The 24,273-nt window shown below is 71.6% G+C and carries 22 protein-coding genes; 8 read left to right on the top strand and 14 right to left on the bottom strand.

Annotated elements, in window-relative coordinates; translation table 11 throughout:
• Together FF041_RS05670 and FF041_RS05665 are read left to right on the top strand one after the other, a co-directional pair.
• A partial coding sequence (locus FF041_RS05670) for an alpha/beta hydrolase (protein ID WP_153521296.1) occupies window positions 1–1,188 on the top strand: 1,188 nt, incomplete at its 5' end.
• Window positions 1,189–1,263: 75 nt separating this feature from the next.
• Entirely contained in the window at window positions 1,264–2,118 is an 855-nt protein-coding gene (locus FF041_RS05665; protein WP_153521295.1) for a DUF4429 domain-containing protein, read from the top strand.
• 44 nt (window positions 2,119–2,162) lie between these two features.
• Here FF041_RS05665 and FF041_RS05660 read toward each other — a convergent pair whose 3' ends face one another.
• Window positions 2,163–3,059: an aminoglycoside phosphotransferase family protein gene (locus tag FF041_RS05660; RefSeq protein ID WP_323391297.1), complete on the bottom strand. Its 897-nt coding sequence runs from the start codon at window positions 3,057–3,059 to the stop codon at window positions 2,163–2,165.
• 234 nt (window positions 3,060–3,293) lie between these two features.
• On the opposite strand from FF041_RS05660, the gene FF041_RS05655 reads away from it, so the two are divergent.
• The 4 genes from FF041_RS05655 to FF041_RS05640 all read left to right on the top strand — a co-directional run bounded on the left by FF041_RS05655 (window position 3,294) and on the right by FF041_RS05640 (window position 8,138).
• Window positions 3,294–4,640 carry a sensor histidine kinase gene (locus tag FF041_RS05655; RefSeq protein ID WP_153521294.1) on the top strand — a complete coding sequence of 449 codons (1,347 nt, stop codon included), beginning with the start codon at window positions 3,294–3,296 and terminating at the stop codon, window positions 4,638–4,640.
• Window positions 4,637–5,317, top strand: a complete 681-nt coding sequence (locus tag FF041_RS05650; protein ID WP_323391295.1) for a response regulator transcription factor — start codon at window positions 4,637–4,639, stop codon at window positions 5,315–5,317. Before FF041_RS05655 ends, FF041_RS05650 begins: the two co-directional genes overlap by 4 nt.
• 584 nt (window positions 5,318–5,901) lie before the next feature.
• On the top strand, window positions 5,902–6,939 hold the full coding sequence (locus FF041_RS05645; RefSeq protein ID WP_153521293.1) for an alpha/beta hydrolase: 1,038 nt from the start codon (window positions 5,902–5,904) through the stop codon (window positions 6,937–6,939).
• Window positions 6,936–8,138, top strand: a complete 1,203-nt coding sequence (locus FF041_RS05640) for an acyltransferase family protein (RefSeq protein ID WP_153521292.1) — start codon at window positions 6,936–6,938, stop codon at window positions 8,136–8,138. Before FF041_RS05645 ends, FF041_RS05640 begins: the two co-directional genes overlap by 4 nt.
• A gap of 111 nt (window positions 8,139–8,249) precedes the next feature.
• Here FF041_RS05640 and FF041_RS05635 read toward each other — a convergent pair whose 3' ends face one another.
• The 9 genes from FF041_RS05635 to FF041_RS05595 form a co-directional block, all read right to left on the bottom strand.
• The gene (locus FF041_RS05635) at window positions 8,250–8,894 is read right to left on the bottom strand and encodes an NAD(P)H-binding protein (protein WP_153521291.1); all 645 of its coding nucleotides are present in this window, start codon (window positions 8,892–8,894) and stop codon (window positions 8,250–8,252) included.
• Window positions 8,895–8,958: 64 nt separating this feature from the next.
• On the bottom strand, window positions 8,959–9,939 hold the full coding sequence (locus tag FF041_RS05630; RefSeq protein ID WP_153521290.1) for an aldo/keto reductase: 981 nt from the start codon (window positions 9,937–9,939) through the stop codon (window positions 8,959–8,961).
• An 86-nt stretch (window positions 9,940–10,025) separates the two neighbouring features.
• On the bottom strand, window positions 10,026–10,946 hold the full coding sequence (locus FF041_RS05625; RefSeq protein ID WP_153521289.1) for a hypothetical protein: 921 nt from the start codon (window positions 10,944–10,946) through the stop codon (window positions 10,026–10,028).
• A complete protein-coding gene (locus tag FF041_RS05620; RefSeq protein ID WP_153521288.1) occupies window positions 10,943–11,101 on the bottom strand; it encodes a hypothetical protein in 159 nt (52 codons plus the stop codon). The genes FF041_RS05625 and FF041_RS05620 overlap by 4 nt, the downstream gene beginning before the upstream one ends.
• 101 nt (window positions 11,102–11,202) lie before the next feature.
• Window positions 11,203–12,987, bottom strand: a complete 1,785-nt coding sequence (locus FF041_RS05615; RefSeq protein ID WP_323391293.1) for an acetyl/propionyl/methylcrotonyl-CoA carboxylase subunit alpha — start codon at window positions 12,985–12,987, stop codon at window positions 11,203–11,205.
• A 67-nt stretch (window positions 12,988–13,054) separates the two neighbouring features.
• Complete coding sequence (locus FF041_RS05610) at window positions 13,055–13,885, bottom strand: AfsR/SARP family transcriptional regulator (protein ID WP_323391291.1); 831 nt, start codon at window positions 13,883–13,885, stop codon at window positions 13,055–13,057.
• A 157-nt stretch (window positions 13,886–14,042) separates the two neighbouring features.
• Window positions 14,043–14,780 (bottom strand): 4'-phosphopantetheinyl transferase superfamily protein, encoded by a 738-nt coding sequence (locus tag FF041_RS05605; protein WP_153521286.1) that lies wholly within the window; start codon window positions 14,778–14,780, stop codon window positions 14,043–14,045.
• A 153-nt stretch (window positions 14,781–14,933) separates the two neighbouring features.
• Window positions 14,934–16,541: an MFS transporter gene (locus FF041_RS05600; RefSeq protein ID WP_153521285.1), complete on the bottom strand. Its 1,608-nt coding sequence runs from the start codon at window positions 16,539–16,541 to the stop codon at window positions 14,934–14,936.
• A 418-nt stretch (window positions 16,542–16,959) separates the two neighbouring features.
• The gene (locus FF041_RS05595) at window positions 16,960–18,243 is read right to left on the bottom strand and encodes an alpha/beta hydrolase (protein ID WP_228388043.1); all 1,284 of its coding nucleotides are present in this window, start codon (window positions 18,241–18,243) and stop codon (window positions 16,960–16,962) included.
• A gap of 168 nt (window positions 18,244–18,411) precedes the next feature.
• Here FF041_RS05595 and FF041_RS05590 point away from each other — a divergent pair, with 168 nt between their 5' ends.
• Complete coding sequence (locus FF041_RS05590; protein ID WP_323391288.1) at window positions 18,412–18,996, top strand: TetR/AcrR family transcriptional regulator; 585 nt, start codon at window positions 18,412–18,414, stop codon at window positions 18,994–18,996.
• Window positions 18,997–19,178: 182 nt separating this feature from the next.
• On the opposite strand, the gene FF041_RS05585 is transcribed toward FF041_RS05590, so the two are convergent.
• The 4 genes from FF041_RS05585 to FF041_RS05570 all read right to left on the bottom strand — a co-directional run bounded on the left by FF041_RS05585 (window position 19,179) and on the right by FF041_RS05570 (window position 22,207).
• Window positions 19,179–19,628 (bottom strand): ester cyclase, encoded by a 450-nt coding sequence (locus FF041_RS05585; RefSeq protein ID WP_153521284.1) that lies wholly within the window; start codon window positions 19,626–19,628, stop codon window positions 19,179–19,181.
• Window positions 19,629–19,787: 159 nt separating this feature from the next.
• Window positions 19,788–20,492 (bottom strand): 3-oxoacyl-ACP reductase FabG, encoded by a 705-nt coding sequence (fabG, locus tag FF041_RS05580; RefSeq protein WP_153482238.1) that lies wholly within the window; start codon window positions 20,490–20,492, stop codon window positions 19,788–19,790.
• Between the two features lie 12 nt (window positions 20,493–20,504).
• Window positions 20,505–21,176, bottom strand: coding sequence for an HAD-IA family hydrolase (locus FF041_RS05575; RefSeq protein ID WP_194291942.1), 672 nt, complete (start codon window positions 21,174–21,176; stop codon window positions 20,505–20,507).
• Window positions 21,173–22,207, bottom strand: coding sequence for a ScbA/BarX family gamma-butyrolactone biosynthesis protein (locus FF041_RS05570; protein WP_153521282.1), 1,035 nt, complete (start codon window positions 22,205–22,207; stop codon window positions 21,173–21,175). Before FF041_RS05570 ends, FF041_RS05575 begins: the two co-directional genes overlap by 4 nt.
• 265 nt (window positions 22,208–22,472) lie before the next feature.
• On the opposite strand from FF041_RS05570, the gene FF041_RS05565 reads away from it, so the two are divergent.
• Window positions 22,473–24,080, top strand: a complete 1,608-nt coding sequence (locus FF041_RS05565; protein ID WP_153521281.1) for an acyl-CoA carboxylase subunit beta — start codon at window positions 22,473–22,475, stop codon at window positions 24,078–24,080.
• Window positions 24,081–24,273 lie beyond the last annotated feature (193 nt).

Here is a 24,273-nt window from a genome sequence, read left to right as displayed (position 1 = left end):
ACGCTCGCCGTGTGGCGTGCGCTGCTCGCGCTCGCCGTGGTGTTCATCATGCTGGCGACCACCGGCTGGACCGCGGTACGGCATCACGGCGGTCCGCGCGATCTCTTCGCGGCCGAGCTGGCGGGCTGGCGCAAGGCGCGGATCGGCGGCCTCCCGCTCCCCGGCGCGACCGAGCCCCCGGCCCGGCTCGCCGGATTCTTCGCCTCGCTCGGCGTCGCCCAGCGCCATCGGCTGGCCGACCGCTTCCCGCTGGTCGTCGGCAATCTCAACGGCGCTCCGGCCGGCCTGCGCTACCGCGCCAACCGCATCGCCCTCGCCCGGGCGCTGCGGCTGGAGCGCGACCGCACGGCGACCGCGAGACTCAACGCGGACGGCCGGCATCAGGCCATACGCCGGATGCACCGGCTCGCGGCGCTGATGCGTCCCGAGCGCCAGATCCTCGCCTTCGACCCGGCCGGGCACGGCAGGGTGGCCGAGGTGCTCGGCGATCTCGACCGCGCCCAGCGGATCTCGGTGATCGTCCCGGGTGTCGACACCCATCTCCTCACCTTCCAGCGGACCTCCCGTAAGTACAGCGCCCCCGCCGGAATGGCCGAGTCGCTGTACGCCGCCGAGCGTGCCGCCGCTCCCCGTACCCGTACGGCGGTCATCGCCTGGGCCGACTACACCGCACCCGCCGGGGTCGGTATGGACTCGGCGACGGGACGGCTCGCCGAGGGCGGTGCGGTACGGCTGGCCGCGCTCGCCGAAGCGCTGCCGGGCACGGCGGAGGTCGCCCTCTTCTGCCACAGCTACGGCTCGGTGGTGTGCGGGGTGGCCGCGCGGCGGCTGCCCGCCCGGGTGACCGACATCGCCGTGGCGGGCAGCCCCGGGATGCGCGCCGCGAGCGTGACCGAGCTCGGGGCCAGGGCCCGGGTGTGGGCGATGCGCGACGGGGACGACTGGATCGAGGTCGTACCGCATCTGGAGGTCGGCGGGCTGGGGCACGGCGAGGACCCGGTGGCCCCCGAGTTCGGGGCCCGGGTGATGTCGGCCGCCGGGGCTATCGGCCATAGCGGCTATTTCGAGCCGGGAACCGAGAGTGTGGTCAACTTCGCCGAAATAGGCGTCGGCGCGTACGACGGGGTGAGCTGTGCGACCGACGGTGACTCGTGCCGCCGCGATATTTACGGTGAAGCAGCGGCCTGACGCGCGTAGAAGTTCGTGAACAGCAGTTGAAACTGAGGGGCGACGCGCGGGCACGTGACGCCTACGATGATGCGTATGGGTGATGTACTGGCGGGAATTCAAGCCACGTGGGAGTTCGATGCCGACTCCGTGCTCATCCGCTTCGAACGGGGACACCGCACGCCGAAGCTGCTTCAGGCGCTCCGCGAACGCCGCATCCCCCACGAAGCGTTGGCGTCGGTGACTCTCTCCCCGGGCAGGCGGGGGACGACGGTGCTGCGTGCGGTGCCCAGACCGGGCGCGGATCCGCTGATGGAGGCAGCGGCAGGACAGCTGAAGGACGAGTGCGACCCCTATCGGCTGGTGCTCTCCCCGGAGCAGCGGCTGCTCTCGGAGTTCTACGCGGATGAGCTGCGGGCGGTGCTGGGAGAGGACGCCGACCAACCCGCCGAGCGGTACGCGGTGGCCGTGCCCGACCCGCCGCTGACCTTCAAGGCGTACGACGGCAGAGCCTCCTTCGACGGGAAGAACGTCGACTTCCGCTGGTCGCGGACGGGGGCGTCGTCGGCGAAGTGGAAGGCGGGGGACCAGAGTTTCGCGGTGAGCGAGCTGAGCGGGGTCGAGTGGCGCTCGCCCGACGCCTTCGACGGCTATCTGCGGCTGCTGCCCCGCGCCGAGCCCGCCCGTCCCGCACAGGTGGAGAAGGATCCGGCCGCGGTGCTGTTCGGGCTGCGCAACGGGCCGGTGCACGAGTCGCTGCCGTTCGCCGCCGCGGTGCTGGAGTCCGTGCAGAGGTCGCGGCGGGCTCCGGCGATGGCGCTGCGGGCGGTCGGACGGGATCCGGCGGACATCGCGGAGCGGATCCGGCACCTCGGGGAGCTGCATCAGGCGGGGCTGGTGACGGACGACGAGTTCAGTGTGAAGAAGGCCGAGCTGCTGGCCGAGTTGTGAGCGGGTGAGCGGCCCCCGGCCGGGGTTCTCCCGGCCGGGACTTCTCAGCGCCCGGTGTGGTCCGCGAGGACCGCTTCGATCTGGCGGCGGGTCTGCGCCGCGACGCGCGGATGGGTGGCGGCGTACGCCGTATACGCGTTCAGCCCGGTGGCCAGGGCCCAGCCCCGGCCGCGCTCCCAGGCGCCGTCGTCGATGTCGAGCTCCGCGCGGAAGACGGACCGGGGCCCGGCCGTCATCAGGGTCCAGGCGATCAGCAGATCGCAGGCGGGATCGCCCATGCCCAGCCCGCCGAAGTCGATGACGGCGCTGAGCCGGCCGTCGGCGGCCAGCAGGTTGCCGGTGTGGAGATCGCCGTGGAACCAGACCGGTTCGCGGTCCCAGGCCGGGGCCTTCAGGGCGCGGTCCCACACCTCCGTCAGCGCCACGGCGTCGAAGTCCCCGCCGACGGCGGCGATGGCCGCCCGGGTCGCCTCGTCGCGCCCGGCCAGCGGGGCATCGGCCAGCTCGGGGTGCGGGCCGGGGATCAAGGTGTCCGCCGGGGCGATCCGCTGGAGGCGGGCCAGGAAACCGGCCAGCCGGCGGGCCGTCGCCTCGTCGTCGGCGAAGCCGTCCGGTGTCGCCGTGACGCCGTCGAGCCAGCGGGTGACGGACCAGTGCCAGGGATAGCCGAGGTCCGGAACGCCCAGCCCCAGCGGCACGGGGACGGCCACCGGCAGCAGCGGGCCGATCAGCGGGAGCCAGGCGTGCTCCTTCACGGCCTGCCCCGCCGCCCAGTCGCCCCGGGGCAGCCGTACCGTCATGGTCTCGCCGAGCCGGAAGACCACATGGTCGGAGCCGGCGGGGTCGAGGAGGGTCAGCGGCAGCCGCGCCCACTGGGGGAACTGCGCGGCGACCAGCCGTCCCGCGAGCTCGGCGTCGATGCCGGGCACCGTGGTGGACACGTGGGGAATCCTTCCCGGGCCCGCGCCGATCACGGGCGACCGCCGACCATCACAGCACCGGGGCCCGCGGCTGTCGATCCGTTTTCCCCCGGCCGGTTCCTCCGGCCGGTTCCTCCGGCCGGTGACCTCGGCCGGTTCCTCCGGCCGGGGGCCGTCTCATACCCGGGTATGAGACGGCCCCCGCACCCGGGTATGACGCCGACGGGCGGCCGGCCCGCTTAACCTGACCGGGCCATGCCTCAGTCACCCACCGGTCCCGTACCGCCCGCGCCCGCCCGCCGCCCGCTGTCCAGCTCGCCGTCGCTGCTCCGTGCCGCGAGGGAGAATCTCCAGCTGCTCGCGGAGGATCTCCGTACCCCGTCACCGTCCATGGACCCCCTCTTCAGCTCCTCCCGGCGGCGGTGGATCCGGAGGCTGCCGTATGCGCTGGCGTTCCTGGCCACCTCCGTACTGGTGCCGGTCACCATCACCGTGCTGACCGGGGTGTACGGGCTGAACGGCGCGCTCTCCGGGGCGCTCGCCGTCGCTCAGGCCGCTCCGCTGCTGCTGGCCGTGACCCGCCCGCTCCAGGCGTGGTGGATCGTGTTCGGCGCCGATGTGGTCGGGGCCGTCGCGCTGATCGGCTCGGCGGAGGTGCCGGGCCAGAGCTGGCCGTGGACCCCGCCGGTGATCGTGGGCTATCTGCTGCTGCTGCTCTGTCTGGGGCTGCGGGAGCCGCGCCGCACCCTGCTGGCCGTCTGGCTGGTGACGGGCGCGGCCGGGCTGGTCTTCGAGCTGGTCTCGCAGAGCCGCAGCGACGGCTCCCATGTGCTGCTGTTCGTGCTGAGTGGAGTGGTGCTGGTCATCACGGGCGCGCTGCGGGAGCGGGGGGACGCACAGCGGCGGCTGGCGGCGCAGACGACGATCAGCGCGGCCGAGCGGGCGCAGCGGACCCTGCTGGAGGAGCGGGCCCGGATCGCGCGGGAGCTGCACGATGTGGTGGCGCACCATATGTCGGTGATCACGGTGCAGGCGGATTCGGCCCCGTACCGGATCGAGGGGCTGCCGGAGACGGCCCGTGAGGAGTTCGGGGCGATCGCGGCGTCGGCGCGGGAGTCGCTGACGGAGATGCGGCGGCTGCTGACGGTGCTGCGGAGCGAGGGCGCGGAGGGCGAACTGACCCCGCAGCCGGGGCTGTCGCGGGTGCAGCAGCTGGTGGAGGCGACCGTACGGGCGGGGGTTCCGGCGGAGTTGTCGCTCGGGGTGGACCCGGGGGCGGTGCCGCAGGCGGTGGATCTGTCGGCCTACCGGATCGTGCAGGAGGCGCTGGCGAATGTGGTGCGGCACGCGCCGGGGGCGGTGACCGGGGTGTCGGTCACGGTGGACGGCCCGGATCTGGTGGTCCTGGTGGTCAACGGCGCGGCGGATTCGCCGGATTCCCCGCTGGAGAGCACGGGGACGGGACACGGGCTGGTGGGGATGCGGGAGCGCGTACGGTTGACGGGAGGCACGCTGGACACCGGTCCGCTGCCGGACGGCGGTTTCCGGGTGGCCGCGCGTCTGCCGCTGGTGACGCCCGTGACCTCGGAGGATGACGGGTGACCATCCGCGTGATCATCGTCGACGACCAGGCCATGGTGCGCGCTGGGTTCGCGGCGCTGCTGTCGGCGCAGTCGGACATCGATGTGGTGGGCGAGGCGGCGGACGGCCGGGCGGGGGTGGAGGTCGCCCGGTCGGCGCACCCCGATGTGGTGCTGATGGACGTCCGGATGCCGGAGATGGACGGTCTGGCGGCGGCCAGGGCGATTCTCCAGCCGCCGCCGGGGGTGACCCGGGTGCCGAAGGTGCTGATGCTGACGACCTTCGATGTGGACGACTATGTGTACGAGGCGCTGCGCGCGGGCGCGTCGGGTTTTCTGCTCAAGGACGCCCCGCCGGCGGATCTGATCGCCGCGGTACGGGTGGTGGCGGCGGGCGAGGCGCTGCTCGCGCCGTCGGTGACCCGCAGACTGATCGCCGACTTCGCGGCGCAGCGGCCGGCACCGTCCCGTAAGGACCCCTCGCTGCGGTTGAAGGGGCTGACGCCGCGGGAGACCGAGGTGCTGGCGCTGGTCGCGCGGGGGTTGTCGAACCAGGAGATCGCGGCGGAGCTGGTGCTGGCCGAGCAGACCGTGAAGACGCATATCGGCCGGGTGCTGGCGAAGCTGGGGCTGCGGGACCGGGCCCAAGCGGTGATCTTCGCGTATGAGTCGGGGCTGGTGCGGCCCGGCGCGGGGTGAGAGCCCCGGGGGCTCTGGCCTCCGGCCCGGCGCGGGGTGAGAGCCCTGAGGACCCTGGCCTCCGGCCCGGCGCGGGCCCCGCCCCAGGCCCCCGCCCGCCCTGAGCCGGAACGGGGGCGACCCCATGCCCGCAGTACGGGGGCGACCCCACGCCGCCGGAGCCGGGGCACCCCACGCCCCCGAGCGGGGGCAACACCCACGCGCTCCGAGCCGTGGGGGCGACCCCTCGGCCCGCCGAGCGGGGTAACACCCACGCCTCCGGAGCCGGAACAACCCCACGCCGACCCCGAGCCGGAGCAACCCCACGCCCCCCGGGCCGGGGGGGGCGACCTCACGCCCCCGGAAGCGGGGCGACACACCCACGCCTCCGGAGCCGGAACAACCCCACGCCGACCCCGAGCCGGGACAACCCCACGCCACCCCCAACCGGGGGCAACCCCACCCCCCGTACCGGGGGAAAACCCCCGGTACTCCCACTACCCCGGTAGTACCCGCGAGTTGGCTCCCCAGCGGGACTCCCCCGCCCCCTCCGTCTTCCTAATCTCCCCGCACCACAAGGACAGCGGAGAAAAGGGGCGGGAAACATGCGCCGGTACAAGAGAACCCTGGCGGCCTTCGCGCTCGCCGCCACCGTGGTGACCGGGACCGCGGGCTGGGCGTCCGGATCCGCGCAGCGGCCCGTCACCGGACCGCCGCCGGGAACCGGTCAGTGGCTCGGAGACCGGACGCTGGGGCGGGCGCTGCCCGATCCGGAGCGTGCCGGCCCCGAGGACGTATCCGCGTTCTTCCGGAGCCTGAGCGAGGAGCAGCGGCGGTATCTGGTCCGGCGGCATCCGCTGGTCACCGGCAATCTCGACGGCGTCCCCGTGGCCCTGCGCTACCGGGCCAACGCGCTCGCCGTGCGCGGCACCGCCTTCGAGCGGCTCGCCGCGCCGGGGCGGCGGATCCTCGCCTTCGATCCCCGTGGCCGCGGGCAGGTCGCCGAGGTGTACGGGGATCTGGAGCGGGCCCGCCGGGTCGCGGTCGTCGTGCCCGGCTCCGACATCGACGCCACGACCTTCGACCGGGCGGACGACCCCTACGGCACCCCCGCCGGGATGGCCGCGTCGCTGCGTACCGCCGTCGGCGACGACCGTACCGCCGTCATCGCCTGGGCCGGGTACACCACCCCCGTGGGCCTCGGCGCCGACGCCGCCACCGGCGCTCTCGCCGAGGCGGGGGCGGACCGGCTGGCCCGGTTCACCCAGGGGCTCCGGGCCGTCGGGGCCCCCGGGCCCAGCCTGTTCTGCCACAGCTACGGCTCCGTCGTCTGCGGGCTCGCCGCGGCCGGGGTCAACGCGTCGGACATCGTCGTCCTCGGCTCCCCGGGGATGCGCGCCGGCTCCGCGGCCGAGCTGAACGCCGGCGCCCGCGTCTGGGCCGCCAAGTCCCCGTCCGACTGGATCTCCAAGGTGCCCCATGTCGAGTTCCTCGGGCTCGGGCACGGCGCCGATCCGGCCGACCCCGCCTTCGGCGCGCGCCGGATCCCCGCCGAACGGGCCCACGGCCACACCGGCTACTTCGCCCCCGGCACCGACTCGCTCCGGGCCTTCGCCGCGATCGCCCGGGGGGACGTCCGATGAAGCGGTTCCTGGCGACGATCGAGGCGCGCACCCCCGCCCACCGGGACCGCGCCGTGGACGGGCTGCGCGCCCTCGCGCTGCTCGCCGTGCCCATCGGGCACTGGCTCCTCGGCGGATTCACCCTCGGCGACGACGGGGCGCTGCGCAACGCCAGCCCGCTGACCGCCTTCGGCTTCTTCGCGCCCGTCAGCTGGGTGCTTCAGATGCTCGGCGTCTTCTTCCTGGTCGGCGGCTATGCCTCGGTCCTCTCGTACCACCGCCGGAAGGGGTCCACCGGCCGGTGGCTGCGGCAGCGGGCCGCCCGGCTCGGCAGGCCCGTCCTCGGGGTCACCGCCGTCTGGGCCGTGCTGCTTCCGGTGCTGGCCGCGCTCGGCGTGCCCGTCACCACGCTCCGCACCGCCTCGACCCTGGTGATCCAGCCGCTCTGGTTCGTCGGCGTCTACGCCGTCGTCACCGCGCTCACCCCGTACTGCGTACGCGCCGCCCGGCGGCTCGGCGTCTGGGCGGCGGCGCCGCTGCTCGGCTCCGTCGCCGTGGTGGATCTGCTGCGCTACGGCCCGTACGCGGATGCCGTGCCGTCCTGGCTGGGCGTGCTCAACATCCTGCCGGGGTGGCTCTTCGCCTATCAGATCGGGGTGGCCTGGGGCGAGGGCGGGATCGCCCGGCGGCAGGCCCGGGTGCTGCTCGCCGGCGGGGCGGCGCTCTTCGCGGTGCTGCTGCTCGTCTTCCACTACCCCGCGTCGATGGTGGGGGTGCCGGGGGCGGACCGCGCCAACTCCCATCCGCCGTCGCTGCTGGTCCTCGCGCTGGCCGCCGCGCAGAGCGGGGCGGCGATCCTGCTCCGCGACCGGATCGCGAAGCTGCTGGCCCGGCCCGCGCTGTGGGCGCCGGTCGTGGTCGTCAACCTCTCCGCGATGACGATCCTGTGCTGGCATCAGACGGCGATGCTGGCGGCGGCCGTGCCGGGGGCCCGGGCGGGGGCGGTCACGGGGCTGACCACGGCCCCCGACACCCTGGGCTGGCTGCTGGGGCGAACCGCGTGGCTGCCGGTGTTCGCGGTGCTGCTGGTGCTCATCGGGCGGTACGCGCACCGCTTCGAGTCCCCCTGGCGGAGCGGCACCGGAGCGGCCAGGGCCCGCCGGACGGCGGCGGGCCTGCTGGCGGCCGGGTTCGCGGCCTTCGCCCTGGGGCTGGGGTGAGGGATCCGCTCCGCGCGCGGCGCCGGACCGGTCCGGCGCCGCGCCTCTTCCCCGGGGGTACGGGGCACGGGGGTACGGGTGGGGCAAGGCCCCCCGTACCCCGGCGGCGGTTCAGGCCAGGGTTGCCAGGGAATCGCCGATCGGGCGTCCTCCGCCCGTGACCTCGAAGATCCGGTCGTAGGTCGCGGCGGTGTCCAGTGCCGCGACGACGACGGCCGCGAGGTCGGCTCTGCTCAGCGATCCCTCGGGAACCTGATCGCCTACGGTGATCCGCCCCTCGGCGGGGCCATCGGTGAGCCATGGGGGGCGGATGACCGTCCAGGTCATCCCTGATGCCGCGAGATGGAGGTCCGCCGCGTGCTTGGCGTGCCCGGTGGCCCGCAGATAGCGCGGCAGCCGGGAGACATCGCCGCTGCCCATCATGGACACTTGGATCCATCGCTTCACTCCGGCGGCGACCGCCGCGTCGATCGCCGCGACGATGCCCTGCCGGTCGACGAGTTCGGCCTGCTTCTTGGTCATGCTCCGGGTGGCGGCGGCGTTGATGACGACATCGGTCGAGTCGAAGACCTCCATGAGCCTGTCTCTGCTGGGGGACGCCAGGTCGAGGGCGGCGAACTCGACCCCGGCGGCGGCCGGCTTGGCGGCCTTGTCCGGCTTCCGTACGGCGCCGCGCACGGGGTGGCCGAGGGCGAGAAGCTGCTCGACGACATGCCGACCGGTAGCTCCGGTGGCGCCGAGGACTGTAATGGTCATGCGATCTTCTTTCGTGGACAGAAGAGGTGGGGAGTGAGCGGGGCGGGGACGGATCCCCGTCCTCTCACAGATCGAGCGTGGCCATACGCGCCGCGTCGTAGCGCTCGCCGACGACGGCGCCGGCGGGTATCCCGTCCTCAAGGGCCCGAGCGAGCTCTTCGGTGATCCGCACGGCACAGGACCGCACGTTCTCATCGAGGTACCCACGGCGCTTGGTGCCGGGAATGGGGACGACGTCGGGCCCCTGGCTCATCAGCCAGGCGAGAGCGAGTTGGGCCGGGGTCGCTTCCACCGTGGCGGCAAGGTCGCGCAGCCGTTCGACGAGGACTCGGTTGGTGACGAGACTGGTCTCCTGGAAGCGCGGGGCCTGACGGCGGATGTCGTCAGGGGCGAACTGGCCGGGATTCCTCACGGTGCCGGTGAGCAGGCCGCGCCCCATCGGGGCATAGGCGACGAGTCCGATGCCGAGTTCTCTCAGTGTGGGCAGGTGCTCGGCCTCGATGCCTCGGCTGAAGAGGGAGTACTCGTACTGACCCGCGGTGATGGGGTGGACCGCATGGGCCCGGCGGATGGTCGCCGGTGCGGCCTCGGAGATGCCGAGGTGGCGTACTTTCCCCTCGGCCACCAGCTCGGCGAGGGCGCCCCAGGTCTCCTCGATGGGTACGGTCGGATCGATGCGGTGCTGGTAGTAGAGGTCGATATGGTCGACACCGAGGCGTTGGAGAGAGGCGTCGCACGCCGCATGAACATAGTCGGGGCGGCCGTTGACGCCTTTGACCGTGCCGTCCGGCAGGCGCTCGATACCGAACTTGGTGGCCAGGACGGTCTCGTCCCGGCGCCCTGAGATCGCCCGGCCCACAAGCCTCTCATTGGTGAACGGGCCGTACATGTCGGCGGTGTCGAGCAGGGTGACCCCGTGGTCGAGGGCGTGCCTGACGGTGGCGATCGACTCGGTGTCGTCACCCGGACCGTAGAGGTCGCTCATCCCCATGCAGCCGAGGCCGAGGGCCGAGACGGTGAGGGTGGACAACCGGCGCTGAAGCATCGCTCTCCTGTGTCGTCGCGCGCCGTCCTGGCGCGTCGGATGTCGAGTGGGGGCTGGGCAACGTCGCGGTGTGTGGGAGACGTGTGTCAGTAGCGGCGTATGACGAAGCCGTCACGGGTCTCCCGGCCGCCGCTGCCAAAGAGAACGTCGACGTTGCTGCTGAGGACGTAATCGCCGGACGGTGTGAGTGCCACCGTGGTGGGAGCCGCTTCCGGGGACGCCTCCTTGCTCACGACCCGGGCGCTCCTCCACCCGTCGTGCGAGCGGAGCTTGAACAACGCCTCGACGCCGTTGGAACGGATCGTGTTGGTCGCCGCGTACAGAGTGCCGTCCGCCGCGAGGGCCATGCCGTCGGCGCCGAGCAGGGGTTCGCTCAGCGTGATCTCCCGGACTGCCTCGGGCCGGTGCAACGGGATGCGGAAGAGCTGCCCGGTGTCGTAACGGACCGTGATGAGGAAGCCGCCACGGGCGTGGACGATGCCGTTGACTCCGACGTTGGGCATACCGTTGGCGTCGTAGCCGGCGTCCAGTTTCTCGTCGTAGAGGAACGTCGACGCGGTACCGGACGGGGTGATCTTGAAGATCTTTCCGGTGAAGGAGTCGGTGACATAGGCGTTGCCCCGGGGATCGAGGGCGAGATCATTGGCCAGGTGCAGTCCCGGTGACTGGCCGAGGTCGACCCGCTTCTCCAGGGCTCCGGTGGTCAGATTGAAGATCGCCAGACCGACGTACCGGCCGCGGGTCTCCGGGCGGGAGCCGGTGCTGAGCAGGGAGTCCGGCCCCGCGTAGACATCACCGTAGGTCGCCAGGAGCCGGTTGCGGACGGGATCGACCCGGATGCCTCCCGTGGCGATCATGCTGGGATCGTCGACGAGGGTGCGCGGAACGCCGTCGGCGCCCACGACGGAGATGGTGCCGTGGCGCAGTGATCCGATCAGGAAGGCGTTCCGGGTCGGGTCCCAGGTGAAGCCCTCGGGGTGGATGGCGTGACCCACGCCTTGGATCACGCCCGGCAGGCTGGACGCCGCACGGAACGCTGGGTGGAGTCATGCCGGTCGGCATGGGCTGCCGGGGAAGCGGAGAGCGTCAGGGCCGCGGCGAGCGCCAGGGCACCCGAGCCGGCGAAGGACATGCGCCGACGGCGCGGGCGTGCGAACAACATGGTGACTCCTCAGGGCAAGAGGACGGGAAAGGGAAGATGAGGGGCTGAGGGAGCAGGGGAGGGTGAGAGGGCTTGTCGCGAAAGCCGTGGCCGGCTGGCGCTCAGGCTGTGATCTCGCAGATCGGAGCGCCGGCGGTGAGGGAGGCGCCGACTTCGGCGGTGAGTCCTTTGACGGTGCCGGAGCGGTGGGCGTTCAACGGCTGTTCCATCTTCATGGCCTCCAGGACGACGACGAGGTCTCCCTCCTCGACCTTCTGCCCCTCCTCCACGGCGACCTTGACGATGGTTCCCTGCATCGGGGAGGCGAGGGTGTCGCCGGATGCCACCGGCCCCGGCTTCCTCGCCGCGCGGCGCTTCGGCCTGGCGCCCGCCGCGAGCCCCGTACGGGCCAGGGACATGCCGAGGGAGGCGGGGAGAGAGACCTCAAGCCGCTTGCCGCCGACCTCGACGACGATCGTCTCCCGGTCCCGGTCCCGGTCGGAGTCGTCCTCGGCCCCGGTGTCCGCCGCTGCGGAGAAGGCGGGGATCTCATTGACGAACCCGGTCTCGATCCACCGGGTGTGGACCGTGAACGGGCCCTTCTCCCCGTGGACTTCGGGAGCGAACGCCGGGTCCGTCACCACCGCGCGGTGGAACGGGATCGCCGTCGCCATCCCCTCGACCCGGAACTCCTCCAGCGCCCGCGAGGCCCGCTGAAGCGCCTGCTCACGGGTGGCCCCGGTGACGATCAGCTTCGCCAGCAGCGAGTCCCACGCCGGACCGATGACCGAACCGGACTCGACGCCCGCGTCCAGCCGCACACCCGGACCGGACGGCGGGGCGAACGCCGTCACCGTGCCCGGCGCCGGCAGGAAGCCCCGCCCCGGGTCCTCGCCGTTGATCCGGAACTCGAAGGAATGCCCCCGCAGTTCCGGGTCGCCGTACCCCAGCTCCTCGCCGTCCGCGATCCGGAACATCTCGCGTACGAGATCGACGCCGGCGACCTCCTCGGTCACCGGATGCTCCACCTGGAGCCGCGTGTTGACCTCCAGGAAGGAGATCGTCCCGTCCAGCCCGACCAGGAACTCCACGGTCCCCGCACCGACATATCCGGCCTCGCGCAGGATCGCCTTGGACGACGAGTACAGCTCGGCGATCTGGGCCTCCGACAGAAACGGCGCCGGGGCCTCCTCGACCAGCTTCTGGTGCCGGCGCTGGAGCGAGCAGTCACGCGTCGACACGACGACGACATTGCCGTGCGAGTCGGCCAGGCACTGCGTCTCCACATGGCGGGGCTTGTCCAGGTACCGCTCGACGAAGCACTCGCCCCGCCCGAACGCGGCCACCGCCTCCCGTACCGCCGACTCGTACAGCTCCGGCACTTCCTCCAGCGTCCGCGCGACCTTCAGCCCACGGCCGCCCCCGCCGAACGCGGCCTTGATCGCGATCGGCAGCCCGTGCTCCTCCGCGAAGGCCACGACCTCCTCCGCACCGGACACCGGGTCGGGCGTACCGGCGACCAGCGGGGCCCCGGCGCGCTGGGCGATGTGCCGGGCGGCGACCTTGTCCCCGAGGTCCCGGATCGCCTGCGGCGGCGGGCCGATCCAGACCAGGCCCGCGTCCAGGACCGCCTGCGCGAAGTCGGCGTTCTCGGAGAGGAAGCCGTAGCCCGGATGGACGGCGTCGGCTCCGGACTCACGGGCGGCGTTCAGCACCTTGCCGACGTCGAGATAGCTGGTCGCCGGAGTGTCACCGCCCAGGGCGAACGCCTCGTCCGCGGCACGCACATGCAGGGCGTCCCGGTCGGGGTCGGCGTAGACGGCCACGCTCGCGATGCCGGCGTCCCGGCACGCGCGGGCCACGCGGACCGCGATTTCGCCACGGTTGGCGATCAGCACCTTGCGCACGTGGGCTCCTTGTCCAGGCGAGGCTGTACGGCCCGCACTCCAGAATCTTCTACGGAAATCCAGGGGGTCATGGGCAGTGAACCGCTCGCCAGGAGACGTCGTGCAGCCGCCCCATGTCCGCGCCGGAGTACGGGCCGGAGTGCGGGCCGGAGTGCGGTCCGGTCCACGACCGGTTCGACGGATGGAGGAGTTCGCTCTCGTCACTGCCGGAAAGAATGACCTGCTGCATCTGCTGAATTGCACGGGAGGGGTCCAGGCCGAGTTCTTCCTGAAGGATTCCGCGGAGTTCCTGATAGGCGCACAATGCCTCCCCTCGGCGACCGCTCCGGTAGAGCGCGGTGATGAGTTGCCCGTGCAGCCATTCATTGAGCGGATAGCGGGCGACAAGGCTCTTGAGTTCCGCGGCGAGCCTGCCGTGCCGGCCGAGTCGCATGTCGGCGTCGATACGCTGCTGCAGAGCCCTCATGTACACCTCTTGGAGGTGCTGCACATGCTGCATCAGAACGGAGCCGCACGTGACATCGGTCAGGGCGCCTCCATTCCAGAACTCCAGCGCCCGGGAGAGCACCCGAGACGCCTCTGCCACGTCCCCGACATGCAGAAGGGCCTCCCCCTGTCGCGCAAGCCGGAGAAACCTCTCGGCATCGACCTGTTCCGGCACCGCTCGCAGCACATACCCCGCGGACCAGGTGTCGATCAGGTCGGACGCAAGGGGCCCGCCGGTCTCCTGGCTGAGGATCTTCCTCAGGTGGTAGACGTGGGTACGCACCGTCGAAAGCGCGGTCTTCGGGGGGTTCTTCCCCCAGAGTTCATCAACCAGATTCTCATGGGACACGAAAGATCCCGGCTGGAGGATCATGAGAGACAGCAGCTGTCGTACCTTCGGGCCGCGTGGCACCGAAATCTTGTAGTCGTTGCATTTTATTTCCAGAGGCCCTAGGACCCTGAACTGAAACACCTTTTCCCCCGTGGACTCGCATCAATAACGGGCACCAACGGAAATAACGCTCCCATGCGGGAACCGGAAACGGCAAGTAATTGATCCTAAGGTTGAGTCAGATCACCTCGGACGATTGAACTGACAACGGAATTTCCTTCCCGGTCTCATGGACTGAGATCACCGCGACCGACGTGATGACATGCCCCCCGGGCAGCAGCCTTACCCAGCCGAGGATTTTCCGGTGCTCGGGCAACAACCCGGGTGCGACATGCGCGTGCAGTCGGCCGCGTGCCACCCGCAACTCGACATCGTGAAAGACGGGTTCGGGCGTCTCCAGCGCGGACAGCGCTTTGTAGACGGCCTCCTTGGCGGAGAACACCACGGCCAGCCGGCTCTCCGGCCGGCGCGCTCTTCTCGCCCAGTCGTACTCGCGTGGCGTACACATGAGATGGGCGGCGTCCCAGCTGAGGCGGTCGGTACGCTCCAGGTCCGTTCCGACGGCGACCACCCGGGGGTTCGCGCTGGCGAAACACGCCCCGATGGGCCCGACGCAATGGCTGATGGAGCCGCGGACGCCGGCCGGAAAGACGGGCCGCCGCCCATCGCGCAGCACCGGTCCATCGGCTCCCAGAGCCCGCAGCGCACGGGCCGCGGCCATCCGGCCCACGACGAAGTGAGGCCGCCGGCCGGGCGAAAGGGCACGCAGGAGCGGCTCCTCCTCCCGGTGCAGGGGCGCCCCGGCGCCCGGGCCGAGTCGGGATAAGGCGACAACGGTGGCCGGGAGCGGTCCGATCCGGAGCGTGTCCGCGATACGGGGCACGGGGGGTGCGGGACGCCGCACAGCGCGTGTCATGTCTGCTCCTCTCGAAGGCGTGGCTTCCCGTCGAAGGCGTGGCTTCCCGGAGGACGCGTCATCCCCTGCCCTCGCCCGGCGGGCGCCTGGTCACGAGTACCGGGCGCCCGCCGAGCCGGGTGGTGCAGCCGTGTCGGGGCCGCGTCCGCGTTCTCAGACCGCCGTGCCGGCGGAGGCCCGCGGCGCGGCGGCCTCTTCCGGTTCCGGCTGCCGCTCGGCGGTGTCGCCGTCGTCGTCCGCCGGGCGGTCGGTGAGGATGAGGTGGAGGACGACCGCGCTGACGAGGCAGACCGCGGCGGTGGCCCACAGGACGACCTGGAAGCCGTATGTGTAGCCCGCGCCGAGGAAGTCGGTGAAGGCGTCGCGGGCGGCTGACGGCGCCTTGTCGACCGCGGCGTCGAGGTTGCCGCTGGTGACGCTGTCGGTGACGCTGCGGGCGTCGAGGTCCGTGCCCTCGGTGTAGCGGCTCAGGTCCGGGCCGATGCGCTGCTGGACGAAGGAGACGAGGGCAGCGATCATGCCGGCGACCGCGACGGCCTCCGTGGCCAGGCGGATGGTGTTGAACATGCCGCTGGCCATGCCGACCTTGGTGGGCGGGACGGTGCTGACCGCGGCGCCGTCCATCAGGCCGTAGATGAGGCCGATGCCGATGCCGACCAGCAGCAGCGGCCCGGCGAGCCCCAGCGCGCTGATGTCCGCGTGGACGGTGGTGAGCCAGGCCAGTCCGGCGGCGACGAGGACCAGGCCGCCGCTGAGGATGGGGCGCATCGAGACGCCCGCCTGCACCAGGCGCCCGGCGACCATCGGGAAGGCCAGGACCGGAGCGGTCAGCAGCAGCATGGTCAGGCCCGCTCCGCCGTCGGTGAGCCCGTTGGCGCCGACCAGGTACGAGGGCAGCAGCACCATCAGGCCGACGAAACCGAAGGAGACGGCGGTGGCGAGCAGGTTGACCGCCATGAACCGGGGTTCGGCGAAGAGCGACAGGTCGAACATCGGGTGCTGCTGGCGGCGCTCGACGAAGACGAAGGCGGCCAGCAGCAGGGCCGATGCGGCGAACAGGCCCAGGGCCCCGGCGCTGCCCCAGCCCCAGACCGGGCCCTCGATGACGCCGAGGGTGAAGCAGAACAGGGCGAGCGTGAAGGTCACGGTGCCGGCCCAGTCGACCGAGGTGGCGTCCGGGTTCTTGGACTCCTGGAGGAGTTTGAGGCCGAGCACGGACGCGACGGCGATGACGAACTGCACCCAGAAGATGGAACGCCAGCCGAGTCCGTCGACGAGGAGACCGGAACTGGTCGGGCCGATGGCGAGGCCGGCCCCGATGGTGACGCCGACGAAGGCGAACGCCTTGGTGCGCGCGGCCCCGTGGAACATGTTGGCCATGAGGGAGACGCCCGCGGTCATCATCGCCGCGGCGGCGACACCGGCGACGCCCCGCGCGACGTCCAGCAGGATGACGTCCGTCGCGAGAGCGCCGATCAGCGCGGAGACGGCGTAGAGGCCGACTCCGAAGGAGAACACCCGCTTGCGGCCGATGCGGTCCGCGATGGACCCGGCGGCCATCATGAAGCTGGCCGCGGTGACGTTGTACGCGTTGACGACCCACTGCAGCGGAACGACACCGGCGTCCAGGTCTTCGCCGATGGCCGGCAGCGCGACCGGTGCGCTGCTCAGGCCGTAGGGGACGATGAAGACGGCCAGACACAGCGCGAAGATGGTGAGGCCCGCGCGAGGCGGCGCCTCGGGAGCGGCGACGGCAGCCATCGAAGCTCTCCTCCTTGATCAGGGTGGTCGGGGAAAGGGCGGCAGGGGGACGGGGGATTCTCCCCTGCCGCCCGGCTCAGAGGGGGCGGGTCCGGTGGCCCCGGGCAGCGGTCGTGCCCGAGGGCGGAACCGGGTCGGCGGCCCCGGGGGAGTGTCGTCGAAGTAGCGTCGTCCGCCCGGCTGGGGGTCCCTCCGGGCGAAGCCCAGGGGGAGGGCCTGGCGGGGTCTGGTGCGTGCGATCGCAAGGCCGGAGGAGGGAGCCCACTGCGGTGGGGGTCCCTCCCGTGCCGCTAGGCACAGGGGGCCATTGGCGACTGACGACAACGCTGGGGGCACCTCCCGTGCCCGCAGGGCTACGGGGGAGAGCGTGCGTGCCAGACCCCGCCAGACAGACGGGACTTCGACGACACGACCTAGGTCAGCGGTCGCGTCGCGGCAGGCCGCGGAGGAACTGCGAGAGGGTCTGGAGGAAGCGGTTGTCCTCCCGCTGGGCGTACACGATGTCCTGGTGGGTGAGCGCGGCGTCGGAGTGGAGTGACAGCTCGGGGATGCGGCTGGCGGCTGTGACGGTCGCCGCGGCCTGGCCGGTGGTGCCGTTGGTCAGCCCCGACTGGAAGGTGTACAGCGGAACGTCGATGGCGCCGCCGTGGGCCAGGCGCAGGCCGAGCAGGCGGGTCAGCTCGTTCTCCTCGAAGTCGATGGCCGCGACGAGGTCGAGCATCACGCGGCTGAGCGTGTACCACGTCCAGGCGCCGGGGCGGGGCCCGGCGAAGGCCTCGGCCACGGTGCGGAGCCGGGTGTGGCCTCCGTCGGTCCAGGCGCCGCTGTCGTCCAGGTGGCCCGCGTGCACCGAGTACGACGGGTGGGCGTGCGCGGCGTCGACGAGCCGCCCGAACAGGCCCGCGTTGGTCAGCTTGCCTTCGGTGCGGAACCCCTCGGGCAGGCGGTCGGCCAGCGCGGCGGGGCCGTCGGGGTCGGCCAGGGCGTGCTGGGCGGCGAGCTGGAACCAGACGGCCGCCGACTCGGGCTGGGCGCCCAGGCCGGTGGTGGTGCTGGTGAAGTCCTCGAACACGGCGCCGGCTTCGATCGCCGCGAGCCAGCCCTTGGCGGCTTCGAGGGGAAGGTCGAACTCCATGCCGGCGCCGGAGTAGGCGTTGTGCACACCGCCGTCGACGACGGCCAGTCCGGCCAGATCGCGGTAGCCGGGGGTGCCGTCGAAGTCCCAGGCGGCGTACAGCAGCGCCTCGCTGCCGCCGACCGACACGCCACCGAGAACGACGTCACGGCGCCCGCCGTCCGCGGCCTCCTGAACCACCCGGCGTACGTCCTCCAGGAGGACCTCCAGTCCCCACTGGGCCGCGAACAGCGACTGGGCCGGATCCTGCACCTGGTAGTGACCGCCCAGGTAGTACTCGGTGGCCTGCTCCGGGCCGTCCGCGAAGGCGGAGAGGTCCGCGAGGTTCTGCTCACGGCGGTCGACGGCCCACACCTGGAGGTCGTCCGCGTCGGCCGCGAGGGTGCGCGCCGTGTGCCGGAACACCCCCGCGCCGCCCTCCCGGCCACCGAGCAGGACCAGGACGCGGCGGGCGTCCCGACGGCCGATCTTGAGGACACCGACCTGCTGCAGCCCGGCCGGGCCGGCGGCCTGGACGCCCTGCACGTACTCGTAGGTCTCGATCCAGTCCTGCTGATCCTGCGCCATAGCGATCCACTCCTAGACGGTTGCACTTCCCTCGCTAACTGCTACATCAACGTATCAGAGAAGGCGATAACTGCAACACTGAAGACGCAAGTACGAGTTGTCTTGCAACTTTGGTGTCACCTAAGCTGGAGAAGCGAACCCATAAGGCAAGCGAGAGGCGGGCACGACGTGTCGGAGACAACGAGAGGGCGTCCGCTGCGCGCCGATGCCGAGCGGACGATGCGGACGATCCTGGAAGTGGCCGAACGGGTGCTCGGCGAGGATCCGACCGCGAGCCTGGGCCAGATCGCCGCCGCGGCCGGTGTCGCCCGCACCACGGTTCACCGCCGGTTCGCCTCACGAGAGGTGCTCATCGACGCGATGGCCGTCCATGCCTTCCGGCAGGTCGAGGAAGCCATCGACATCGGGCGTCCGGAGACCGCGCCGCCTCTGGTGGCGCTGCACCAGATCACCGCCAACGTGATCCAGGTCAAAAGCGGCTGGCGCTACACCGTGGGGCAGCCGCAGCTGCGTGCCCCGGAAGCCGTCGCCGCGCACGAGCGCATCTTCGCCAAGGGGCAGCTGCTTCTCGGCCGGGCGCAGCAGGCCGGCCTGCTGCGCCCCGACGCCGATCTCGAATGGGCCCGGCGGGTGTACCACGCCCTGATCGAGCAGGCCATTCAGGTCCAGGCCGAGACGCCGGCCGACCCGGACGCCCTGGCGGCTTCCGTGGTCGACGCACTGCTCAACGGACTGGGGCCGGCCCGCGCCTGACCCGGGCGGCTTCGGGTCGCGGCTGGTGCGTCATGGCCTCAGCGAACATGGACTGGTCGGCCGGTCGTCGTATCGGCGGGTTCGGGGCGCACCGCCAGAGGGCGGCATCCGCAGTGCGGATGCCGCCCTCTGGCGTGTTCTTGCCCTGGCGTACGGATCAGGGCCCTGGCGTGCGGATCGGATCAGGCGGCGGGCACCGGCTTCGGAGCCCCTTGCAGCGGCTTGGTCCAGGCTCCCAGCTGCCGGAAGAGCTCCAGGTCGTCACGGACGGCCCAGTGCTCGGAGACCTTTCCGTCGACCACCCGGAACACATGGAGGTGCTGCACCCGCACCTCAATGCCTGTCGCGGGAACTCCCATGAAATCGGCGACCTGACGCCCCGTGAAGATCAGGCGCAGCACGGCCTTGTCGCCCTTGGCGAAGGCGTCGACGACCTCCCAGTTGGCGTTCTCCCACACCGTGCGCATCCACCGGGCGGTGGCGGCATAGGCCTCCGGTCCGCGCGGCGCGCCCTCAGGGGCCTCGTAGTCGATGAAGTCATCGGCGATCAGCTCGTAGGCGGCCTGCTCGTCGCCGTCGTTGAAGATCCTGCCCGTGTCCAGGGCGATCTGGAGTACTTCCTCGTCCGTCATGACGGACTCCTCTCGTGTAGGTCGTGCTTTTTCATGGCAGTGCGACCGGAAGGGCCGACCCGTGGGGGGAACGGTGGGGGGAACGGTGGGGGGAACAAAGGGGGACGGTGGGGAGACCGGTGGGGGGTGCGGGTGCGGGGCCCGCTCGGGGTCAGCGGGTCACTGCCCCATGCCGATGCCGCCGCCGACCGGGATCGCCGCCCCGGTGACGTAGGCGGCGCCGTCGCCGGCGAGGAAGGTGACCACATCGGCGACCTCCTGCGGGGTGCCGGTGCGGCGCAGCGGGGTCTGACCGAGCAGCTGAGCGCGCCGCTTGTCGGTGACCGCCTGGATCATGTCGGTCTCGATGAGTCCGGGGGTGACCATGTTGACGGTGATGTTCCGCGAGCCGAGCTCCCAGGCGAGCGAGCGGGTGAGGCCGAGCATTCCCGCCTTGGAGGCCGCGTAGTTGGACTGCCCGGGTGACCCGAGGAAGCCCATGATGGACGAGATGAACACGATGCGCCCCCACTTGGCGCTGATCATGGAGCGGGACACCAGCCGGGCCATCCTGAAGGAGCCGACGAGGTTGGTCTGGATGACGTCCTCGAAGTCCTCATCGCGCATGACGGGCGCCAGCCCGTCGCGGGTGATGCCCGCGTTGGAGACCAGGACGCCCACCGGGCCGTACTGGGCTTCGACTTCGGCCACGGCACGACGTGCCGCCTCCGGGTCCGTGACGTCGCAGCGGACCCCGAACAAGCCCTCGGGCGCATCGCCGCCGCGGTGGGTGACGGCGACCTTGTCGCCGTTCTCCGCGAACGCGCGCGCGATGGTCAGTCCGATCCCCCGGTTGCCCCCGGTGACCAGAACGGTGCGTGACATGTGCTCTCCTGTTCAGACTGCCGCCGGACCGGTGCCGGTCCGGCGGGGCAGGCGGCGGGCCAGTTCGGCAGCCGCCGCGCTGGCGTCGGTGAAGTGGATCGCCTGCCAGCCGGCGGCTTCGGCTCCGGCGCAGTTGGCCTCGATGTCGTCGACGAGGAGGCACTCTTCGGGCCTGACCCCGGCCATCCCCGCGGCCACCTCGAACATCCCGCGCTGCGGCTTGCGGACACCGGTCTGGAAAGACAGGGCGAGTCCGTCGAAGAGCCCCTCGGGCGGTGTCATCCGCCGCCAGTGGCGGTCCCAGGCCGGTGGCATGTTCGAGAGCATGCCGACGAAGATCCCGTCGTCGCGGAGAGCACGGAGGTGCCCCAGCCATTCCTCGTTGGTCTCGCGGCCCTCGAACCATCGCTCGCCGAAGCCCGTCAGATCGGTGTCCACCCCGAGGGCGGCGAGTCGGGTGTTCATCCGGGCCGCCCACTCGTCCTCGCTGAGCAGCGGGGTGTCGAGCGGCGCCATCAGGTCGCCGCCGAACGGCTCGGCCACCGCGGCCATGGCCGTGCGGAAGGCGTCCGCCGGAATCCCGGTCCGGCGGCAGAAGGTCTCCAGGTCCTGTTGGATCGGCGGGGTCAGCACCCCTCCGAAGTCCGTCCAGACCGCGCGCACGGCCTGCTCGCCCGCGGTCACTCCGCTCCCGCCTGGTGCGCCCGCCCCGAGGTGGGCACCGGGCCGGCGGTGCTGGGCGCCGGCGTGAAGTCCAGCGTGATCCGGCCCGCCTCGGAGCCGTCCTGCTGGAAGTCGACGACGCATCGGACCGGGGAGACGCCGGTGTGTGAAGCGGGGGCCAGGCGCGCGGTGGCCACCAGGGGGATGTCGAGCTCCGCGAACCGGGTGAAGTCGGCGGCGCAGCCGGTCACGGTCGCGCTGGTCGGAACACCCGCGAGATGGGCGAGTTGGCGCGCGGCCTCGGTCAGCACCACCGCGGGAATGTGGTCGTAGGTGTGATCGAACAGGCTCCTGTTGTCGAACTGGGGCTCCACCTGCGCGGACACGGTGTCGCCGTGGTGTGTCGGCTCGCCCAGCACCACGTTGGCCGGATTGCGACGGCCCACACGGTCCGCGTCCACCGGGCGGCTGCGCAGAACGCCGTGCAGCTCGGAAGTGAGCGGTGGAGTGGACTTGCGCTGGAGGAAGCGCAGTCTGCCGTAGTCGGAACCCTTCGCCATCCCGACGTCGATCCGCGTACGCGCCACCACACGGTCCGCGATGCGCAGCGTGACCGAGGAGCTCACGCCCCTCAGACGGCCGTTGCGGGCGGTCACGGGGGTGACCGCCCCGGCCAGTTCCAGCTCCGCCGGCCGGTCCCCGGGCGTCAGGCCCTGTACGTCCTCGATCCGGATGGACCAGCTGTTGACGAGAAAGGTGGTGTCCCCGGGAATCCCCAGCTGCCGGTGTGAGGCGGCGGTGCCCGCTTGCCGTGCCGCCTCCAGCAGCAGCAGGAAGTCGTACGTCACCGGGGTTCGCGCATGGTCGCTGAAGTACGCGTGCCCGTGGGGCAGCTGGGCGCCCGCGACGAAGTCCTCCGCCCCCGTCCGTACGAGGTCCGTGACCAGCACTTCCGAAACCGCCGCCCGGTGCACCAGGGAGCGGTCGATGGTGCGCACGAAGGACAGTACGGGGGCCCCTTCGAGCGATGCCGTATCGGTCGGTGTTGCCATACGCGGAGAACTCCTTGTCCGGTGCCGCCTGCGGCGGGGTTCCTCTGGAATGGTCGCTACGGCCCCGGCGGGGGCTTCACCGATGATTCCAAGCCCCCATAGAAGTCTTGTGAAATCCGTATGGAACGGGTCCGCGAGAGCTATCCGCAACAGGCCCCCGGCCGCCTTTTAGTCAACTTTCATGGCGACCTCACATTCTGTTGGGAAATAACCGGGAGCCCTATTTCTCCGCGCTCCGCCTTTCCCTGTATGGAGGTGCGTTTCGATGACCGCTCTGGACGACCGCCCCCGCACCGCCGAGGAACCCGCGCCGCCGTCCCGCCCGGACCTGCACGCCCGCACCGCCGAGCTGCTGCGTCTGCGACAGGCGGTGCGCGGCGGTCCCGGCGCCGGTGCGACCGAGGCGCAGCGCACACGCGGCAAGCTGACGGTCCATGAGCGGCTCGACCTGCTCTTCGACGACGACACGTTCGTCGAGATCGAGGGCTTTCGACGCCACCGGGCCAGCGGATTCGGTCTGGAGGACCGGCGTCCGCATACCGACGGGGTGGTCACCGGCTGGGGCCGGGTGCACGGGCGCACGGTCTTCGCCTATGCCCATGACTTCCGTATCTTCGGCGGATCACTGGGCGAGTCCCACGCGGAGAAGATCCACAAGATCATGGACATGGCCGAAGCGGCGGGGGCGCCCCTGGTGAGCCTCAACGACGGGGCGGGCGCGCGGATCCAGGAAGGCGTCTCGGCACTCGCCGGATACGGCGGCATCTTCCGCCGCAATGTGCGCGCCTCCGGGGTGATTCCGCAGATCAGCGTGATGCTCGGGCCCTGCGCCGGCGGCGCGACCTACTCCCCGGCGCTGACGGACTTCGTCTTCATGGTGCGCGGCATCTCACAGATGTTCATCACCGGACCCGATGTGGTGGAGGCCGTCACCGGCGAGAAGGTGAGCCAGGAGCAGCTCGGCGGGGCGGATCTGCACGCCGCCGTCTCGGGTGCGGCCTCCTTCGCGTACGACGACGAGGAGTCATGCCTGGAGGACGTACGCCATCTGCTGTCCCTGCTGCCCGCCAACAACCGTGAGCTGCCGCCGGCTGTGGCGCCGGAGGACGGGCTCGACGGGCTCGACGAGTCGCTGCTGGACGTGGTCCCGGCCGATCCCCACCAGCCGTACGACATGCGCGAGGTGATCGCGCGGCTGGTCGACGACTCGGAGTTCCTGGAGGTCCACGAGCGGTGGGCGCCGAATCTGCTGTGCGCGCTGGCGCGCATCGACGGGCGGACGGTCGGGCTGGTGGCCAACCAGCCGCAGCACCTGGCCGGGGTCCTGGACATCGAGGCTTCGCACAAGGGCGCCTCCTTCATCCAGATCTGCGACGCCTTCAACATTCCCCTGGTGACCCTGGTGGACGTGCCCGGCTTCCTGCCCGGTACCCAGCAGGAGCACAGCGGGATCATCCGCCACGGAGCCAAGCTGCTCTACGCGTACTGCAACGCGACCGTCCCGCGTATCCAGGTCATTCTGCGGAAGGCGTACGGAGGCGCGTACATCGTCATGGACTCCCGCTCCATCGGCTGCGACCTGTCCTTCGCCTGGCCCACGAACGAGATCGCGGTGATGGGAGCCGAAGGGGCGGTCAACGTCATCCACCGGCGTGCCATGGCCGCCGCCGAGGACCCGGAGGCCACCCGGCGCGTGCTGACCGAGGAGTACCGGGACGCGCTGATGCACCCGTACTACGCGGCGGAGCGCGGCCTGGTCGACGATGTGATCGATCCGCGCGCCACCCGGCCGGTCCTCGCCGAGGCCCTGCGCGTACTGCGGACGAAGCAGGAACAGCTCGTGCCCCGCAAGCACGGCAACCCGCCCATGTGATCGCCCCGCCGGAACCGCGGAGAACCCCGCGGAACCCGGCAGAACCCGGCAGAACCCCAAGGCCGGCACCCCAAGGCCGGCACCCGAAGGCCCCAGGAACGAGGAGCCCGTCATGAACACGGCATCCGTCACCCCGACCGCCCCACGGCTGCGGGTGGTGCGGGGCGAACCCACCCCGGACGAGTTGGCCGCA

Source organism: Streptomyces jumonjinensis (assembly GCF_009600885.1).
Classification (GTDB): Bacteria; Actinomycetota; Actinomycetes; order Streptomycetales; family Streptomycetaceae; genus Streptomyces; species Streptomyces jumonjinensis.
This window is presented reverse-complemented; position numbering and strand designations above follow the sequence as displayed.